The organism is Streptomyces sp. S3(2020) (assembly GCF_013044505.1).
GTDB lineage: Bacteria > Actinomycetota > Actinomycetes > Streptomycetales > Streptomycetaceae > Streptomyces.
The window spans coordinates 1-19,053 of the sequence record NZ_JABERD010000185.1 but is presented as its reverse complement, the minus strand read 5'-3'; the positions used below and the strand labels follow the sequence as shown (position 1 = coordinate 19,053).

General features: G+C 70.1%; 14 protein-coding genes. 5 read left to right on the top strand and 9 right to left on the bottom strand.

Annotation, left to right across the window (positions count from 1 at the left end; genetic code table 11):
* The coding region (locus tag HLK59_RS37995) for a LacI family DNA-binding transcriptional regulator (protein ID WP_171146191.1) at window positions 1–951 on the bottom strand (951 nt) is incomplete at its 3' end.
* Window positions 952–1,286: 335 nt separating this feature from the next.
* Between HLK59_RS37995 and HLK59_RS37990 the strand changes: the two genes are divergently transcribed.
* The 3 genes from HLK59_RS37990 to HLK59_RS37980 are packed head-to-tail and all read left to right on the top strand — an operon-like array spanning window position 1,287 to window position 4,428.
* Window positions 1,287–2,438: a Gfo/Idh/MocA family oxidoreductase gene (locus HLK59_RS37990; RefSeq protein ID WP_171146190.1), complete on the top strand. Its 1,152-nt coding sequence runs from the start codon at window positions 1,287–1,289 to the stop codon at window positions 2,436–2,438.
* Window positions 2,435–3,589, top strand: coding sequence for a dihydrodipicolinate synthase family protein (locus HLK59_RS37985; protein WP_171146189.1), 1,155 nt, complete (start codon window positions 2,435–2,437; stop codon window positions 3,587–3,589). Before HLK59_RS37990 ends, HLK59_RS37985 begins: the two co-directional genes overlap by 4 nt.
* Before the next feature lie 38 nt (window positions 3,590–3,627).
* Window positions 3,628–4,428, top strand: a complete 801-nt coding sequence (locus HLK59_RS37980) for a sugar phosphate isomerase/epimerase family protein (RefSeq protein ID WP_171146193.1) — start codon at window positions 3,628–3,630, stop codon at window positions 4,426–4,428.
* A gap of 389 nt (window positions 4,429–4,817) precedes the next feature.
* On the opposite strand, the gene rbsD is transcribed toward HLK59_RS37980, so the two are convergent.
* From rbsD to HLK59_RS37955, 5 genes are all read right to left on the bottom strand, one after another.
* Complete coding sequence (gene rbsD, locus HLK59_RS37975) at window positions 4,818–5,213, bottom strand: D-ribose pyranase (protein ID WP_171146188.1); 396 nt, start codon at window positions 5,211–5,213, stop codon at window positions 4,818–4,820.
* Entirely contained in the window at window positions 5,210–6,112 is a 903-nt protein-coding gene (locus HLK59_RS37970) for a ribokinase (protein ID WP_171146187.1), read from the bottom strand. Before HLK59_RS37970 ends, rbsD begins: the two co-directional genes overlap by 4 nt.
* A 68-nt stretch (window positions 6,113–6,180) precedes the next feature.
* Complete coding sequence (locus tag HLK59_RS37965) at window positions 6,181–8,130, bottom strand: substrate-binding domain-containing protein (protein WP_171146186.1); 1,950 nt, start codon at window positions 8,128–8,130, stop codon at window positions 6,181–6,183.
* The gene (locus tag HLK59_RS37960; protein WP_171146185.1) at window positions 8,120–9,643 is read right to left on the bottom strand and encodes a sugar ABC transporter ATP-binding protein; all 1,524 of its coding nucleotides are present in this window, start codon (window positions 9,641–9,643) and stop codon (window positions 8,120–8,122) included. The genes HLK59_RS37965 and HLK59_RS37960 overlap by 11 nt, the downstream gene beginning before the upstream one ends.
* Window positions 9,640–10,695, bottom strand: a complete 1,056-nt coding sequence (locus tag HLK59_RS37955; RefSeq protein ID WP_171146184.1) for a LacI family DNA-binding transcriptional regulator — start codon at window positions 10,693–10,695, stop codon at window positions 9,640–9,642. Before HLK59_RS37955 ends, HLK59_RS37960 begins: the two co-directional genes overlap by 4 nt.
* Window positions 10,696–10,909: 214 nt before the next feature.
* Here HLK59_RS37955 and HLK59_RS37950 point away from each other — a divergent pair, with 214 nt between their 5' ends.
* A complete protein-coding gene (locus HLK59_RS37950; protein ID WP_171146183.1) occupies window positions 10,910–13,186 on the top strand; it encodes an ATP-dependent RecD-like DNA helicase in 2,277 nt (758 codons plus the stop codon).
* A 180-nt stretch (window positions 13,187–13,366) separates the two neighbouring features.
* Window positions 13,367–14,656: a citrate synthase gene (locus HLK59_RS37945; RefSeq protein ID WP_171146182.1), complete on the top strand. Its 1,290-nt coding sequence runs from the start codon at window positions 13,367–13,369 to the stop codon at window positions 14,654–14,656.
* Window positions 14,657–15,497: 841 nt separating this feature from the next.
* On the opposite strand, the gene HLK59_RS37940 is transcribed toward HLK59_RS37945, so the two are convergent.
* The 3 genes from HLK59_RS37940 to HLK59_RS37930 all read right to left on the bottom strand — a co-directional run bounded on the left by HLK59_RS37940 (window position 15,498) and on the right by HLK59_RS37930 (window position 18,987).
* Window positions 15,498–17,690 (bottom strand): heavy metal translocating P-type ATPase, encoded by a 2,193-nt coding sequence (locus HLK59_RS37940; RefSeq protein ID WP_171146181.1) that lies wholly within the window; start codon window positions 17,688–17,690, stop codon window positions 15,498–15,500.
* A 137-nt stretch (window positions 17,691–17,827) separates the two neighbouring features.
* Window positions 17,828–18,067, bottom strand: coding sequence for a heavy-metal-associated domain-containing protein (locus tag HLK59_RS37935; RefSeq protein ID WP_171146180.1), 240 nt, complete (start codon window positions 18,065–18,067; stop codon window positions 17,828–17,830).
* A gap of 47 nt (window positions 18,068–18,114) precedes the next feature.
* Window positions 18,115–18,987, bottom strand: coding sequence for a PrsW family intramembrane metalloprotease (locus HLK59_RS37930; RefSeq protein WP_346779905.1), 873 nt, complete (start codon window positions 18,985–18,987; stop codon window positions 18,115–18,117).
* Window positions 18,988–19,053: the final 66 nt, after the last annotated feature.

Below are 19,053 nucleotides of genomic sequence, written 5' to 3'. Positions count from 1 at the left end.
CCGCCCCGCCCGGGCCCCCGCCTCCGCCAACGGCAACCGCACCGTCGTCAACGCGGGCACCGCGTCGATACTGAACGGCAGGTCATCGAACCCGGCGACGGACACGTCATCCGGAATCCGCAGCCCGGAGTCCCGCAGAGCGGCACACGCCCCGAGCGCGACGGAGTCGTTCGCCGCCACCACCGCCGTGAGGGACGGATCCCGCCGCAACAACTCCAGCGTCGCCTCGTACCCCGACCGCCGGTCGTACCGCCCGTGCACGGTCCACCGCGGATCCTCCGAGATCCCCGCGTCCGCGAGCGCGGCCCGGTGCCCCTCCAGCCGGTGCCGGGTGGTCGTCCGCTCCTCCGGCCCCGCGATGTACCCGAGCCGCCGGTGCCCGAGCCCGAGCAGATGCTCGGTCAGCTCCCGCCCGCCCCCACGGTTGTCGAAGGTCAGCGCGATCGCCCCGGTCTCCGGCGCCGGCGGCCGCCCGCACAGCACCACCCGCGTCCCGGCATCCTCCAGCTTCCGCAACTTCGCCGCGACCGCCGCCGCGTGCGGCGCGTCCTCCACCGCACCACCCGTCAGCACCACGGCCGCCGCCCGCTGTCTCTGGAGCAGGGTCAGATACGTCAGCTCGCGCTCCGGGGAACCCCCGGTGTTGCAGGTCACCGCCAGTCGCTCACCGCCCGCCCGTCCGCCGGGTCCGCCGATCTCCGACTGGATGGCGCTGGCCATGATCCCGAAGAAGGGGTCGGCGATGTCGTTGACGAGGATCCCGACGAGGTCGGACGTCGCCGCGGCCAGCGCACTCGCCGGCCCGTTCAGTACGTAGTCCAGCTCGTCCACGGCCCGCAGCACCCGCTCACGGGTGGTCGCGGCCACGGGATAGTTCCCGTTCAGCACGCGCGACACCGTCGCGGGCGAGACCTGCGCGCGCGCCGCCACGTCCGCCAGGGTCACCGTCATCTCGTCGTCCTCCGGTCGCGCATCGTCGTACCTCGTCGTACCCGGGCTCCGCGCCCGTCCCCGCACAGTCAGCCACGCGGGACTGTGCGGCTGCACAGACGCCGCACAGTCAGTCATGGTTCCGAGCAGACCCTAAGGCCCCAGCACCCCGTTGTTCGTCCCCTCGAACAACTCGAAGCGGTCACGGTCTTGTCCGAACCGCTGCTCAGAGGCTAGCTTCTCATCAGATAGAAAGCGCTTGCTGTGACGCTCATCAGTAGAGGCGTACGCGGCGCGCACAACCGCGTACGGAATGCGCAGGGAATGCTGCGTACGACGCCTACGAAGGGATCGACGTGACACGCAAGACGGTGCGTATCGCCATGAACGGCGTGACCGGGCGCATGGGCTACCGCCAGCACCTGGTCCGCTCCATCCTCGCGCTCCGCGAGCAGGGTGGCCTCGACCTCGGCGACGGCACCGTGCTGTGGCCGGAGCCGATCCTGGTCGGCCGCCGCGAGCACGCGCTGAAGGCGATGGCGGAGCAGCACGGCCTGGAGCACTGGGCCACGGACGTGGACGAGGTCCTCGCCGACGAGACCGTGGACATCTACTTCGACGCCCAGGTCACCTCGGCCCGCGAGGAGGCGCTCAAGAAGGCGATCGCGGCGGGCAAGCACATCTACACCGAGAAGCCGACCGCCACCGGCCTGGACGGCGCCCTGGAGCTGGCGAGGCTCGCCAACGCCGCCGGCATCAAGCACGGTGTCGTCCAGGACAAGCTCTTCCTCCCCGGCCTGCTCAAGCTGAAGCGCCTCATCGACGGCGGCTTCTTCGGCCGGATCCTCTCGATCCGCGGCGAGTTCGGCTACTGGGTCTTCGAGGGCGACTGGCAGCAGGCCCAGCGCCCCTCCTGGAACTACCGCTCCGAGGACGGCGGCGGCATCGTTGTCGACATGTTCCCGCACTGGGAGTACGTGCTCCACGAGCTCTTCGGCCGGGTGAAGTCGGTCCAGGCCCTCACCGCCACCCACATCCCGCAGCGCTGGGACGAGAACGACAAGCCGTACGACGCCACGGCCGACGACGCCGCCTACGGCATCTTCGAGCTCGACGGCGGCGCGATCGCCCAGATCAACTCCTCCTGGGCGGTCCGCGTCAACCGCGACGAGCTCGTCGAGTTCCAGGTGGACGGCACCGAGGGCTCGGCCGTCGCCGGGCTCCGCAACTGCCGCGCCCAGCACCGCTCGGCCACCCCGAAGCCGGTCTGGAACCCGGACATCCCCGCCACCGAGGTCTTCCGCGACCAGTGGCAGGAGGTCCCGGACAACGCCGAGTTCGACAACGGCTTCAAGGCCCAGTGGGAGCTGTTCCTGCGGCACGTCTACGCCGACGCCCCCTACCACTGGGACCTCCTCGCCGGCGCCCGTGGCGTCCAGCTCGCCGAGCTGGGCCTGAAGTCCTCGGCCGAGGGCCGCCGCCTCGACGTCCCGGAGATCGCGCTGTGACGATCCGACTCCCCGACAGCGGCGGGAACCTGCGGGCGTACGAGCCCCGCCAGGAGCCACTCGCCCTCACCACGGGTTCCCCCTTCACCTCTCGTACGGTGTTCTCGGCGGCCCACGTCGTCGCCGACCCGTTCGCCGACACGAGCCCCGACTCACCCGCCGCGGTCGACTGGGACGCCACCCTCGCCTTCCGCCGCCACCTGTGGTCCCACGGGCTCGGCGTCGCCGAGGCGATGGACACCGCCCAGCGCGGGATGGGCCTGGACTGGGCGGGCGCGGCCGAGCTGATCCGCCGCAGCGCCGCCGAGGCCAAGGCGGTCGGCGGGCTCATCGCCTGCGGGGTGGGCACCGACCAGCTCACCGGACCGGCGTCCCTGGCCGAGGTCCGCGCGGCCTACGAGGAGCAGCTCGCCCTCGTCGAGGAGTCCGGCGCGCAGTCGATCCTCATGGCCTCCCGCGCCCTCGCCGCCGCGGCCCAGGGTCCCGAGGACTACCTGGAGATCTACGGCCATCTGCTCCGCCAGGCCTCCGAGCCGGTGGTCCTGCACTGGCTCGGCCCCATGTTCGACCCGGCGCTGGAGGGCTACTGGGGCTCGTCCGACCTGGACGCGGCGACCGACACCTTCCTGGAGGTCATCGCGGCCCACCCGGACAAGGTCGACGGCATCAAGGTCTCGCTGCTGGACGCGCAGCGCGAGATCGACATCCGCCGCCGACTGCCGCAGGGCGTCCGCTGCTACACCGGCGACGACTTCAACTACCCCGAGCTGATCGCGGGTGACGAGAAGGGCTTCAGTCACGCCCTGCTCGGCATCTTCGACCCGCTGGGCCCGCTGGCGGCCGAGGCGGTACGTGTCCTGGACACCGGCGACACGGCGGGCTTCCGTGAACTGCTCGACCCCACCGTCGAGTTGTCCCGCCACCTCTTCCAGACGCCGACCCGCTTCTACAAGACGGGTGTGGTGTTCCTGGCCTGGCTCGCGGGCCACCAGAGCCACTTCACCATGGTCGGCGGCCTCCAGTCGGCCCGCTCGCTGCCGCACTTCGCCCGCGCCTACGAACTCGCCGACGGACTGGGCCTGTTTCCGGACCCGAAGCTGGCGCAGGAGCGGATGACGAACCTGCTGAGCCTGTACGGAGTGAACCAGTGACCACGACCGGCGACCTGTCCCGCTTCTCCATCAACCAGATGACGGTCAAGCAGCTGTCGATGCCGGAACTGGCCGACGCCTGCGGTGAGTTGGGCATCACCAACGTCGGCCTGTGGCGGGAGCCCGTCCAGACGTACGGCCTGGAGGCGACGGCCAAGCTGGTCCGTGACGCGGGTCTGACCGTCACCACGCTGTGCCGCGGCGGCTTCTTCACGGCGATCGACGCGGCCGAGCGCGCCACGGCCCTGGACGACAACCGCCGTGCCGTCGACGAGGCGGCGACGCTCGGCACGGACACCCTGGTCCTGGTCTCCGGCGGCCTGCCGGCCGGCTCCAAGGACCTGCACGGCGCCCGTGAACGCATCGCGGACGCCCTCGCGGTCCTCGGCCCGTACGCGGAGGAGCGCGGCGTGCGGCTGGCCATCGAGCCGCTGCACCCGATGTACGCCTCCGACCGCTGCGTGGTCTCCACGCTCACGCAGGCGCTGGACCTCGCGGAACGCTTCCCCGCGCATCAGGTCGGCGTCACGGTCGACACGTACCACATCTGGTGGGACGACAACGCTCCCGCGCAGATCGCCCGGGCGGGCGCGGGCGGCCGTATCCACACCTTCCAACTCGCCGACTGGACCACCCCGCTGCCCGAGGGCGTCCTCAACGGCCGCGGCCAGATCGGCGACGGCGCGATCGACATGCGCGAGTGGCAGGGCCACGTCGAGGCGGCCGGCTACACGGGCGCCATCGAGGTCGAGCTCTTCAACGACGAGCTGTGGGCCGGGGACGGCCGCGAACTGCTGGCGGAGACGGCGGCACGGTTCGTGGAGCACACCCTGAAGTAGCGAGCGGGCAACGCCTCACCCGATGCCCCGTACCGGCCCCCGTACCGGTACGGGGCATCGTCCCGTGGGTCCCTCCTACTCGCCGATCAGGGGTTGGGGAGTTGTGCGGAACAGCCCGATCAGAATGCGATGCGCGCCTCGCGGCCGTCGTCAGCGGAGAGTCCACAGGCGTGTGGCACTGCGTCCACTCCGGGCCGGGCGGCGGCCCCGTGAAAAAATCTTGAGAAACCGTGCAACCCTCCCCCCACCTCGCGGGTCGTACTTGGCATCAGGACTTCTGGGGAGGGGATCTGGGGGGATCGCGGGGGTTCTGATACGGGAGGGGAAACCCGAGGGGGCCTGGTCGACGGACCAGGCCCCCTCGAAGCTTGTCCGGCTGGCTTGTCCGGCTAGAAGAACACTCCGCAGCGCAGCAGCACATTCGCGTACGGCCGTGCCTCGCCGGTCCGCACGACCAACCGGGCACCCGCCGACAGCTCCTTGAGCCGCTCGTGCGGGACGAAGTCCAGACCGCCCTCGCCGAAGTGCCCGTCCAGCAGCGTCGCCGCCCCCGGATTCGCCTCCCGCACCTCCGCCGCGGCCGTGGCCCCCTCGACCACCAGCTCCGCCAGCAGCCCCTCCACCACCTCGGCGAAGGACGGCACCCCGGCCCTAAAGGCGAGGTCGACGACGCGCGGGCCGTCCGGTATCGGCATACCGGCATCGCAGACCAGCACCCCGTCCCCGTGCCCCAGCTCGGCGAGCGCGCCGGAGAGATGACGGTTGAGGATTCCCGCCTTCTTCACAGTGCTTCGACCTCCGCCGCCGTCGGGAAGGACACCTGGGCGCCCTCCTTCGTGACGGCGGCCGCTCCCACCCGCGCCGCGTACGCCGCGGCCTCGGCCAGAGAGGCACCGGTACCGAGCCGGTACGCCAGCGCCGCGGTGAAGGCATCGCCCGCACCCGTCGTGTCCACGGCGTCCACCTTCACGGACGGGATACGGGAGACCCCTTCGGAGGTCGCCACCAGCGCCCCCTGCGACCCCAGCGTCACGACCACCGACCGCGGCCCCTTCGCCAGCAGGATCCGCGCCCAGTCCTCGGGCGAGTCACCCACCGCCGCGTCACCGAGGATCACCTTCGCCTCGTGCTCGTTGACGATCAGCGGATCGCAGGCGGCCAGCACCTCCGTCGGCAGCGGCTGCGGCGGCGACGGGTTCAGCACGAAACGGCTGTCCGGCGCCAGATTCCGTACGACCTCCACGACCGTCTCCAGCGGGATCTCCAACTGCGCGGAGACCACCCGCGAGGCGTGGAACAGGCTCCCCGCGGCCCGCACGTCCCCCGGCGTCAGCCGCCCGTTGGCACCCGGCGAGACCACGATGCTGTTGTCCCCCGAGGGGTCCACCGTGATCAGCGCGACCCCGGTCGGCGCGCCGCCGACCAGGACACCCACCGTGTCGACCCCGGACGAGCGCTGCGAGTCCAGCAGCAGCCGGCCGTACGCGTCGTCGCCGACCCGGGCCAGCAGGGCCGTACGGGCGCCGAGGCGGGCGGCCGCGACCGCCTGGTTCGCGCCCTTGCCGCCCGGATGGACGGCCAGGTCGGAGCCGAGCACGGTCTCGCCGGCGCCCGGCCGGCGCTCGACACCGATCACCAGGTCGGCGTTGGCCGACCCTACGACCAGGAGGTCGTAGTCGTACATGAATTTGCTCCCCTAGTAAGCGACTTCGGACGGGCGGCTCCCCGAGGAGAGCCGCCCGTCCGCCCGTCTCAGCCCGTGAAGTCGGCCACGTTCTCCTTCGTGACCACCTTCACCGGCACCATCACCGACTTCGCGACCTTCTCGCCCTCGGCGGCCTTCACCGCGTTCTGTACGGCGATCCTGCCGAGTTCCGTCGGCTGTTGTGCCACCGACGCGTACAGCGTGCCTGCCTTGACGGCCTTGAGACCGTCGTCGGTTCCGTCGAAGCCGATGACCTGGACGGACTTCCCGGCCTTGGAACCCAGTGCCTTGAGCGCGCCGAGCGCCATCTCGTCGTTCTCCGCGAAGACACCGGAGACGTCCGGGTTGGCCTGGAGCATGTTGGTCATGACGTCCAGGCCCTTGGTGCGGTCCCAGTCGGCGGGCTGCTTGGCGACGACCTCGATACCCGGGTAGGCCTTGAGCCCCTCGGTGAAACCGGCGCCGCGCTCGCGGCTGGCGGAGGTTCCGGCCATGCCCTGGAGGATCACGATCCTGCCCTTGCCGCCCAGCTTCTCGGCGAGCGCCTGGGCGGCGAGCTTGCCGCCCGCGGTGTTGTCGGAGGCGACGAGCGCGGCGGTGGTCGCGTTGTTGACCGCGCGGTCGACGGCCACCAGCGGGATGTCCGACTTGTTGACGGCCTTCGCCGCCGGGGTCACCGCGTCGGAGTCCACCGGGTTGACGATGATCGTGCCGAGCCCCGAACTGGTGAAGTTCTCCAGCTGGTTGGCCTGCTGCGAGGCGTCGTTCTGCGCGTCGGTGACGGTCAGGTCCACGCCCAGCTTCTTCGCCTCGGCCTGCGCACCGGCGCGGATGGACACGAAGAACGGGTTGTTGAGGGTGGAGAGGGAGAGCCCGATCTTCTGCGACCTCGCCGCTTCCGAGGAGCCGCTGTGCAGGAAGGAGGTGGCCCCGACGATCGCGGCCGCGACCACGGCGGCGAGGAGGTAGGTGGCCGCCTGCCTGCCCTTGTTGCCGGTCCCGCCCGCCGTCACCGGGGTCGTCCCGGCCTTGCGGCGCACGGTGTCGAGGAGCACGGCGAGCGCGATGACGACACCGATGACGACCTGCTGCCAGAAGGCGGACACGGACAGGAGGTTGAGGCCGTTCCTGAGCACCGCCAGGATCAGCGCGCCGATCAGCGTGCCGGACGCCTTGCCCGTGCCACCGGCCAACGAGGCGCCGCCGATGACGACGGCGGCGATCGCGTCGAGCTCGTAGCCCTGCGCCGCCTGCGGCTGCGCGGAGGAGAGCCTGGAGGCGAGCACGATGCCCGCGGCCGCGGCGAACAGTCCGGAGAAGGCGTAGATCGCGAGCTTCTGCTTCTTCACCCGCAGACCGGAGAGCCGGGCCGCCTCCTCGTTGCCGCCGATCGCGTACATCGAGCGTCCGATGTACGTCCGGCCGAGCACGAACGCGGTGATGAGCCCCATCACCACCATCACGAGCACCGGCACCGGCAGCCAGCCGCCGAGCGTGTCACCGAGGTGCGAGACCGAGTCGGGGAACGCGATGGGGGAGCCCTGCGAGATCACCAGGGACAGACCGCGGGCCACCGACAGCATGGCGAGCGTCGCGATGAACGGCGGCAGTTTCCCGTACGAGATGAGGAAGCCGTTGACCAGGCCGCACGCTATGCCGGTCGCGACGGCGAGCAGGACCGCCAGGAAGACCGGCATGCCCTCCGAGGTCGCGCTCCAGGCGAGGACGGTGGCGGAGAGGGCGGCGACCGAGCCGACCGACAGGTCGATGCCCGCCGAGACGATCACGAAGGTCACACCGAAGGCGAGGATGGCGGTCACGGCCGCCTGGACGCCGACGTTGAGCAGGTTGTCCGTCGTCAGGAAGTCGCCGGACAGTGCCGACATCGCGATGACGAGGACGATCAGCGCGGTGAGCGCGCCGTTGTCGAGGAGGAGGCGGCGAAGCCCCGAGGCGCCACTCGCGCCCGTCGTGCTCTTGAGCGTGTCAGTGGCCACGGGAGGTCTCCGTTTCGATGGTGGTGGGGTTGCTGACGGCGAGCGCCATGACGGCGTCCTGGGTGGCTTCCGCCGCGGGAAGCTCACCGGCGATCCGGCCCTGGGCCATGACCAGGACCCGGTCGCTCATGCCGAGCACCTCGGGCAGATCGCTGGAGATCATGAGAACGGCGGCACCCGCGGCCGTCAGTTCGTTGATGAGCTGGTAGATCTCGACCTTGGCGCCGACGTCGATCCCGCGCGTCGGCTCGTCGAGGATCAGTACCTTGGTGTCCGCGAGGAGCCACTTGCCGATGACGACCTTCTGCTGGTTGCCGCCGGAGAGCGTGCGCACATGCTGCTGGAGTCCGGCCATCCGTACGCCCAGCTGCTCGGCGATCCGGGCGGCGGCCTCCCGCTGGCCCTTGAGGTCGACGAGCCCGGCACGAGAGGCGGCCTTCATCGTCACCAGCCCGAGGTTCTCCTCGACGGACGCGTCCAGGACGAGTCCCTGGCCCTTGCGGTCCTCGGGGATCAGCCCGATGCCGGCCGTCATGGCGGCCCCCACGTCATGGCCCTTCAGCGGGGCTCCGGAGACCTTCACGGCACCCGTGTCGTACGGATCGGCCCCGAAGACCGCCCGCACGACCTCGGTACGGCCGGCGCCCACGAGCCCGGCGACACCGACGACCTCACCGGCGTGCACCTCGAAGCTGACGTCATGGAAGACGCCGTCGCGCGTGAGCCCCTCGACCGACAGCAACGCGGCACCCCTCTCGGGCACTTCACGCGGGTACTGCTGCTCGATCGACCGCCCCACCATGAGCCGTACGAGCTCGTCCTCGGGGGTGGAGGCGGGCACCTGTCCGACGGACCTGCCGTCGCGGATGACGGTGACCCGGTCGCCGAGGGCGGCGATCTCGTCGAGGTGATGCGTGATGAAGACGATCCCGACGCCGTCCTCGCGCAGTGTGCGCACGATGGCGAAGAGCTTCTCGACCTCCTCGGAGGTGAGCACGGCGGTCGGCTCGTCCATGATCAGTACGCGCGCGTCGAGGCTGAGCGCCTTGGCGATCTCGACCATCTGGAGGCGGGCGATACCGAGTTCACGCACACGCGCGCGTGGCGAGACACTGACCCCGACGCGCTTCAGCAGCACCTCGGCGTCGGCCTCCATCCTCTTGCGGTCGATCATGCCGAAGCGGCGCGGCTGGCGGCCCAGGAAGATGTTCTCGGCGACGGTGAGGTCGGGAACGAGGTTGAACTCCTGGTAGATGGTGGCGATCCCGAGGCGCTCGGAGTCCTGCGCACCATGGATGCGCACCTCCTCGGCCCCGGCCAGGATCCGCCCGCCATCGGGAGTGTAGGCGCCGGAGAGCATCTTGATGAGGGTGCTCTTGCCCGCGCCGTTCTCACCGAGGAGGACATGCACCTCGCCGCGGCGCAGATCGAAGTCGACGCCGTCCAGCGCGACCACGCCGGGGAAGGTCTTCCTGATGCCCTCGATGCGCAGCAACTCGTCCTGGTTGCTCACGACTGGCTCCTGTTCTGTGCGGGGGCCGGCTCCGGGGAGGCCGACGGTTCCGGGGATGCCGGGTTCTCGCCGCACGAGCGGCGTACGACGAGACGGGCGGGGAGGGTGACGGACTGCGGAGGCCGTCCCTCGATGCGGTCGACGAGTGCGCGCACGGCGGCGCGGCCCAGCTCGCCCGTGGGCTGGGCGACCGCGGTGATCGGCGGATCGGTGTGCACGAACCACGGGATGTCGTCGAACGCGGCGAGCGCGATGTCCTCGGGAACCCGCAGCCCACGCGCGCGTACGGCGTCCAGGGCGCCGAGCGCCATCAGGTTGTCGGCCGCGAACACGACCTCGGGCGGCTCGGGCAGGTCGAGGAAGCCCTCGGTGACCCGGCGCCCGCTCTCGGCCTGGAAGTCGCCCTGCCCTATGTAGGCGTCGGGGAGTTCGAGACCGTACGCCTGGAGTGCCTCCCTGAAGGCCTCCACCCGCTCACGGCCGGTGGTGGTGGCGGCGGGCCCCGCGATGATGGCGAGCCGCCGGTGCCCGAGCGCGTGCAGATGCGCGACGAGATCGCGCACGGCGTCCCGCCCGTCGGATCGGACGACGGGCACGTCGACGCCGGGGATCCACCGGTCCACGAAGACCATCGGCGTCCCCGCGCGCGCGGCGTCCAGCATCAGCGGGGAGCCGCCGTCGGTGGGGGAGACGAGGAGTCCGTCGATACGGCGGTCGAGGAGGGTCCGTACGTGGTGGTCCTGGAGGTCGGGACGTTCGTCGGCGTTGCCGATGATGACGCTGTACCCCAGGGCGCGGGCCTCCTCCTCGACGGAGCGGGCCAGCTCGGTGAAGTACGGGTTCATCACGTCGCTGATGACCAGCCCGAGGGTGCGGGTCTGGTCGGTGCGCAGGGAACGGGCGACGGCGTTCGGGCGGTAGCCCAGCGCCTCGACGGCGGCCAGCACCCGGGTGCGCGCGTCCTCGCTGACCGACGGATGGTCGTTCAGGACGCGCGACACCGTGGCGACGGAGACCCCCGCCTCGGCAGCGACATCCTTGATGCTCGCCATCGCCGCTCCACCTCCTCGTGGAATCGATTACATCGATGTGTGTAGAGGATTGGAATCGATTACACGCAGGTTAATCAAGCCCCTGCCGGCATCCCGAGATCCGATCGTGATGAACGGTGCTCGGATGAGCGTGATCTCGCGGGCGGGATCACGCGGGGCAGGGGCCGACCCATGGCCCCGCCGCCCTGTCAGTCCCGGCCGGTACCGTCGGATCATGTCCCCACAGGCGTCGCATTCCTCACCGACCGGCGAACGGCGACTCGCCGTCCTCGAAGGCGTCCTGGAGCGGATCACGTACGCCAACGAGGAGAACGGCTACACGGTCGCCCGGGTCGACACGGGCAGGGGCGGCGGCGACCTCCTCACCGTCGTCGGAGCGCTCCTCGGCGCCCAGGTCGGCGAGTCCCTCCGGATGGAGGGGAGCTGGGGCTCGCACCCGCAGTACGGCAAGCAGTTCACCGTGGAGAACTACACGACGGTCCTGCCGGCCACCGTCCAGGGCATCCGCCGCTACCTCGGCTCGGGCCTCGTCAAGGGCATCGGACCCGTCTTCGCCGACCGCATCACCCAGCACTTCGGCCTGGACACCCTCCAGATCATCGAGGAGGAGCCGAAGCGGCTCATCGAGGTCCCCGGGCTGGGTCCGAAGCGGACCAGGAAGATCGCCGACGCCTGGGAGGAGCAGAAGGCGATCAAGGAGGTCATGCTCTTCCTCCAGACCGTCGAGGTGTCGACGTCGATCGCGGTCCGCATCTACAAGAAGTACGGCGACGCCTCCATCTCCGTCGTCAAGAACCAGCCCTACCGCCTCGCCGCCGACGTCTGGGGCATCGGCTTCCTCACCGCCGACAAGATCGCCCAGTCCGTCGGCATCCCGCACGACAGCCCGGAGCGCGTCAAGGCGGGCCTCCAGTACGCCCTTTCGCAGGCCACCGACCAGGGCAACTGCTACCTCCCCGAGGAGAAGCTGATCGCCGACGCGGTGAAGCTCCTCCAGGTCGACACCGGCCTCGTCATCGAATGCCTCGCCGCACTCGCCGAGCCGTCGGAGGACGGCGAGGACCCCGGTGTCGTACGGGAGAAGGTGCCCGGCGAGCACGGGGAACCCGTCACCGCGATCTACCTCGTCCCCTTCCACCGCGCCGAACTCTCCCTCTCCGCCCAGCTGCTGCGCCTCCTGCGCACCGACGAGGACCGGATGCCGGCCTTCCGTGACGTGGCGTGGGACAAGGCGCTCGGTTGGCTCAGGGCCCGCACCGGCACCGACCTCGCCCCCGAGCAGGAGGCCGCCGTCAGGCTCGCGCTCACCAAGAAGGTCGCCGTCCTCACCGGCGGCCCCGGCTGCGGCAAGTCCTTCACGGTCCGCTCGATCGTGGAGCTGGCCCGCGCCAGGAAGGCCAGGGTCGTCCTCGCCGCCCCCACGGGGCGTGCCGCCAAACGCCTCGCCGAACTCACCGGCGCCGAGGCCTCCACCGTCCACCGCCTCCTGGAGCTGAAGCCGGGCGGCGACGCGGCGTACGACAAGGACCGCCCCCTTCAGGCGGACCTGGTGGTGGTGGACGAGGCGTCGATGCTGGACCTGCTGCTCGCCAACAAGCTGGTGAAGGCGGTGCCTCCCGGGGCGCACCTGCTGTTCGTCGGGGATGTCGACCAGCTCCCCAGCGTCGGGGCCGGCGAGGTCCTCCGCGACCTGCTCGCCGACGGCGGCCCCATCCCCGCCGTGCGCCTCACGCGCGTGTTCCGTCAGGCCCAGCAGTCCGGTGTGGTCACCAACGCCCACCGGATCAACTCCGGGCAGCACCCCCTCACCGACGGCATGAAGGACTTCTTCCTCTTCGTCGAGGACGACACCGAGGAGGCGGGCCGGCTCACGGTCGACGTGGCGGCCCGGCGAATTCCGGCCAAGTTCGGACTCGACCCGCGCCGCGACGTCCAGGTCCTCGCCCCCATGCACCGCGGCCCCGCCGGCGCCGGAAACCTCAACGGCCTGTTGCAGCAAGCCATCACGCCCGGTCGCCCCGATGTCCCGGAGAAGCGGTTCGGCGGGCGGGTCTTCCGCGTCGGCGACAAGGTCACCCAGATCCGCAACAACTACGAGAAGGGCGAGAACGGCGTCTTCAACGGCACCGTGGGCGTCGTCACCTCGCTCGACCCGGTCGAACAGCGGCTCACGGTGTTGACGGACGAGGACGAGGAGGTTCCCTACGAATTCGATGAACTGGACGAACTGGCCCACGCGTACGCGGTGACCATTCACCGTTCCCAGGGCAGTGAATATCCCGCCGTGGTGATCCCCGTCACCACGGGAGCATGGATGATGCTTCAACGGAATCTGCTCTACACGGCGGTCACCCGGGCCAAGAGGCTGGTCGTCCTCGTCGGTTCGCGCAAGGCGATCGGTCAGGCGGTGCGCACGGTGTCGGCGGGGCGGCGGTGCACGGCCCTCGATTTCAGACTCAGTGGAAAAAATGATCGATCAAATGAGTCATGAAGGTCACAGAGCCCTTCCGGAACCGGGCGAGGAGGGGCAGGATGGGCAAGCTGGCGGCACTGAGTGCCGCCAATTAGCCCAATGGCCGACCCCGAGTGCACTCTCCTGCGCCAAATGGGGGATGGTAGAGACAGTCAGGGCAACCTCGAAGATGAGGCACAACGTCGGGTGAGGGAAGACGTGAGCGACAACTCAGTAGTACTGCGGTACGGCGACGGCGAGTACACCTACCCGGTGATCGACAGCACCGTCGGCGACAAGGGCTTCGACATCGGCAAGCTCCGCGCCCAGACCGGTCTGGTGACACTGGACAGTGGCTACGGGAACACCGCGGCCTATAAATCCGCCGTCACCTACCTCGACGGCGAGGCGGGCATCCTCCGCTACCGCGGCTACCCGATCGAGCAGCTGGCCGAGCGCTCCACCTTCCTGGAGGTCGCCTACCTGCTGATCAACGGCGAGCTGCCGACCGTCGACGAACTCACCTCGTTCAAGAACGAGATCACGCAGCACACCCTGCTGCACGAGGACGTCAAGAACTTCTACCGTGGCTTCCCGCGCGACGCCCACCCGATGGCGATGCTGTCCTCGGTCGTCTCCGCGCTGTCCACCTTCTACCAGGACAGCCACAACCCCTTCGACGAGAACCAGCGCAACCTCTCGACGATCCGCCTCCTCGCCAAGCTTCCGACGATCGCGGCGTACGCGTACAAGAAGTCGATCGGTCACCCGTTCGTCTACCCGCGCAACGACCTCGGTTACGTCGAGAACTTCCTGCGGATGACCTTCTCGGTCCCGGCGCAGGAGTACGAGCTCGACCCGGTCGTCGTCTCGGCCCTGGACAAGCTCCTCATCCTGCACGCCGACCACGAGCAGAACTGTTCGACGTCGACGGTCCGTCTGGTCGGGTCCTCGCAGGCGAACATGTTCGCGTCGATCTCCGCAGGCATCTCCGCCCTGTGGGGCCCGCTGCACGGTGGCGCCAACCAGTCCGTCCTGGAGATGCTCGAAGGCATCCAGGCCAACGGCGGCGACGTCGACTCCTTCATCCGCAAGGTGAAGAACAAGGAGGACGGCGTCCGCCTGATGGGCTTCGGCCACCGGGTGTACAAGTCCTTCGACCCGCGCGCGAAGATCATCAAGGCTGCCGCGCACGACGTCCTCTCGGCCCTCGGCAAGGACGACGCGCTGCTGGACATCGCGCTGAAGCTGGAGGAGCACGCGCTCTCCGACGAGTACTTCGTCTCGCGCAACCTCTACCCGAACGTCGACTTCTACACCGGCCTGATCTACCGCGCCATGGGCTTCCCGACCGAGATGTTCACGGTCCTCTTCGCCCTCGGCCGGCTCCCCGGCTGGATCGCCCAGTGGCACGAAATGATCAAGGAGCCCGGCTCCCGCATCGGCCGCCCCCGCCAGATCTACACGGGCGTCGTCGAGCGAGACTTCGTCCCGGTCGAGGAACGCTGACACCTGCCGGTGGGGGGCGCCGCTTCGGTGTGTGCCCGTCGCCGGAGGAGTATCCCTCGGTGTCGCGGTCACCGCTTGGGCTCGTTTGCATGCGGGTCGCGGTGGCTACGGCCGGGGGTCCGGGGGTTTGTCCCCCGGGTGGACGCTGCCGCGGGCGTCGTCGAGCGAGACTTCGTCCCGGTCGAGGAACGCTGACACCTGCTGGTGGGGGCGCCGCTTCGGTGGTGTCCCGCTGTGTCCAGGCGTGATGTCGCAGGGCCCCGTACGCCTGAGGGTGTGCGGGGCCTTCGTGTGTCCGTTGTCCGCATATGAGCGCAGATGGGAGAAGGCGCCCCAGCGCCAGTCCCCCCACGGGCCGACGACCAGGGCGCCTTCCCATGTCCCGGTGCGGATTCCCCCCACGGGATCCGGCCGGGCGTCTGAGAGACGAGCGCCTGAATTCGCTGTCTTTCGGTACTGCCAGGTGTTGCCAGGTACTGCCGTTGAGCAGAACGAGCAGAATTTGCCGTACTACTCCTGTGTGCGATCTGCCGGGACACGGTCGGGAGGGCCGCTCAAAGCTTCCCGAGGGACGTGCCCCGGCAACGCATCTCTGAGGAAGTCCCCCAAGACATCCCCAGATGCCAGGATGCGCCCCCCAAGACGCGGTCCTGACATCGTCAACTTAGACCTTCGAACCCCTTCGATGGTTACCTTCACATCACTGTGATCTGCGTCTCTCGCATATGTCCGTTAGATACGCAAGAGGGCCGATACGTCGATCGAGGCCCAAGCGTAAGGATGATGCGCGAGCCTTGTGAAGAGCTTATGTGAGTGGCGCGCCGGACTCCAGAGGGGTCCCTCAACGGAATGCGCGCAGACGCAGGCTGTTCGTCACCACGAAGACCGAGGAGAACGCCATGGCGGCACCCGCGATCATCGGGTTCAGAAGCCCCGCCGCGGCCAGCGGCAGCGCCGCCACGTTGTAGCCGAACGCCCACACGAGATTGCCCTTGATCGTGGCCAGCGTCCGCCGCGACAGCCGGATCGCGTCCGCGGCCACCCGAAGATCCCCGCGCACCAGCGTCAGATCACTCGCCTCGATCGCCGCGTCCGTCCCCGTCCCCATGGCGAGCCCCAGATCCGCGGTGGCGAGCGCGGCCGCGTCGTTGACCCCGTCCCCGACCATGGCCACGACCCGCCCCTCGGCCCGCAGCCGCCGTACGACGTCGACCTTGTCCTCGGGCAGCACCTCGGCGACGACCCGCTCGATCCCGACCCGCCCGGCCACCGCCTGCGCCACCGTCCGGTTGTCCCCGGTCAGCAGCACCGGTGTCAGCCCGAGCGCCCGCAGCTCCCGCACCGCCTCGGCGCTGGTCTCCTTCACCGCGTCCGCGACGGCCACGACACCCCGTGCCACCCCGTCCCAGCCGACCACCACGGCCGTACGGCCGCCGCTCTCGGCCTCTTCCTTGATCCGGGCCAACTCCTGCGGCAGCACGTCGTAAAGACGCCCCACGGCCACGTCACGGCCCTCCACGCGCCCACGCACGCCCCGCCCGGGCACGTTCTCGAGCCCCTCGACCTCCGGCAGCGGCCCGACCCGCTCCTCGGCACCGGCCGCGACCGCCCGGGCGACGGGGTGCTCGGAGGCGTGCTCCAGGGCGCCCGCGAGCCGCAGCACCTGCTTCTCGTCGGTGCCCTCGACGGCGTGCACCTCCTGGAGGGTCATGCGTCCGGTGGTCACCGTGCCGGTCTTGTCGAGCACGACGGTGTCGACCCGGCGCGTGGACTCCAGGACCTCGGGCCCCCTGATGAGGATGCCCAGCTGCGCCCCGCGCCCCGTCCCGACCATCAGCGCGGTCGGCGTGGCCAGTCCCAGCGCGCACGGGCAGGCGATGATCAGCACGGCTACGGCCGCGGTGAACGCGGCGACCGTGTCCCCGGTGAGGCCCAGCCAGGCCCCGAAGGTGGCGACGGCGATCAGGACGACCGCCGGTACGAACACGGCGGAGATCCGGTCGGCTAGCCGCTGCACCTCGGCCTTGCCGTTCTGCGCCTCCTCGACGAGCTTCGCCATCCGCGCGAGCTGCGTGTCGGCGCCCACGCGCGTGGCCGCCACGACGAGCCGCCCGCCGGCGTTGACGGTGGCCCCGGCGACGCTGTCGCCGACGGTCACGTCCACCGGTACCGACTCCCCGGTCAGCATCGACGCGTCCACCGCGGAGGTCCCCTCGACGACCGTGCCGTCGGTGGCGACCTTCTCCCCGGGCCGTACGACGAACCGGTCCCCGACCGCCAGCCGGCCCACCGGGATCCGCGCCTCGCGCCCGGCCCGCAGCACGGCCACGTCCTTGGCGCCCAGCTCCATCAGTGCCCGGAGCGCCGCCCCCGCGCGCCGCTTGGAACGGGCCTCCAGATAGCGCCCGAGCAGGATGAACACGGTGACCCCGGCGGCCACTTCGAGATAGATGGTCGAGGCGCCCTGCGCGCGGGAGACGGTGAACGTGAACTCGTCCTTCATGCCTGCCATGCCCGCGTCCCCGAAGAACAGCGCCCACAGGGACCAGCCGAACGCGGCCAGCGTGCCCAGCGAGACCAGGGTGTCCATGGTGGCCGCGGCGTGCCGGGCGTTGGTCCAGGCGGCCTTGTGGAAGGGCAGTCCGCCCCAGACGACGACGGGGGAGGCGAGGGTGAGCGCGAGCCACTGCCAATTGTCGAACTGAAGGGCCGGGACCATCGAGAGCAGGACGACGGGGACGGCGAGCAGGGCGGCGACGACGAGACGCTGCCGTAGCGACGTCAACTCCGGGTCCTCGTCCGTCGCTTCCTCCCGGGGCGGCGCCGGTTCCTGCGCGGTGTACCCGGTCTTCACCACCGTGGCGATCAGATCGGCGACCCCGACGCCCTCGGTGAAGGTGACCTTCGCCTTCTCGGTGGCGTAGTTCACCGTGGCGGTGACCCCGTCCATCCGATTGAGCTTCTTCTCCACGCGGGCCGCGCAGGAGGCGCAGGTCATCCCGCCGATGACGAGCTCGACCTCGGTGGTGGTCATATCCGTACTCCATGGAGCTGCGGCCCGCCGGTGTGCCTAGGGGCGCGGGGAACTGCGCGACAAGCCACGATGGTGCCGCAGTCGCTCGACGGCCCATCGTGGCACTCCCTGCCGCGACCTTCTCTGCCGCGACCTTCTCAGGCGCGACCGACGAGCTCGAACCCGGCCTCGTCCACGGCCGCCCGTACCGCCTCCTCGTCGAGCGCGGCCTCGGACACCACGGTGACCTCACCGGTGGACGCGACCGCCTTCACCGAGGTCACGCCCGCGATCTCGGAGATCTCGCCGGACACGGAGCCCTCACAGTGTCCACAGCTCATCCCGCTCACCTTGTAGACGGTGGTGACGGAACCCTGGGTGTCGGTCTGGGCGCTCATGTCGTTCTCCTCGTCGAGGGATGTGGTCCGTAACCCACACTATACCCCTAGGGGGTATTTCTCCAAGAAGGGTCCCGTCGCGCCAGCGCCCGCACCCACGCGACGCCGAACAGCGACACGAGCACCATGAGCCCGACCGAGAGCACCATGAACAGATGTTGCTGCTGGTCGGTGGGGTGCGGCAGGTACCCCTCGGCGAACAGGTCCCTGTCCGGACGGGTGCTCGCCAGCCGCGCCACCAACCACAGCGCGATGCCGTGTGTCGAGTCCCACAGGGCGTGCAGCAGCGAGACGCCGACGTACGTGCCGATCACGGGCCCGGCGAAGCGGAAGCGGCCGCTCGGCCTGCGGTACGACAGCAGCACGCCACCGGCGATCGCCGTCCACAGTCCGTGTCCGAAGGGGGCGAGCACCCCGCGCAGGAGCTCGGTCTGCAACAGGGCCCGGAGGTCGATCCCCTTCGTGGAGACGGCGGCGTTGAAGGCGTACCCTGCGCTCTCCAGGGCCGCGAAGCCGAATCCGACGGTCGCGCCGAGGACGAGTCCGGCCCGCATGCCGCGCAGGCGCGGCTGTCGCCGCACCAGGAACATCAGCGCGCCCAGCTTCACCGCCTCCTCGATGAGGCCGACGCCGACGAACATCCACAGGGACGGGTGCAGCAGGTAGTACTCCATCACCGACGCGCCGAGCACCCCCAGCGTGCCGCCCGTCAGGAAGCAGCCCAGGATCACGCCGACACCGAGGTCCCGGCCGTGCCGCTCGTACGCCCACAGCACGAAGGTCACCGGCACCAGGAAGCTGCCGAGCAGGATCAGGGTCGGCAGCAGGGTCGTGTTCCTGGTGGCGTACGTGACGAGCGCGGTCAGCGCCCACAGCGCGAGCCCGCCCCACAGGCAGCGGCTCCACAGGCCCGGCCGGATCCGGGGGTACGTCGGCGGGGGCTGTGGAGCCGCTGCCTGTGGGGCGGGCTCGCGCTGTGGGCGCTG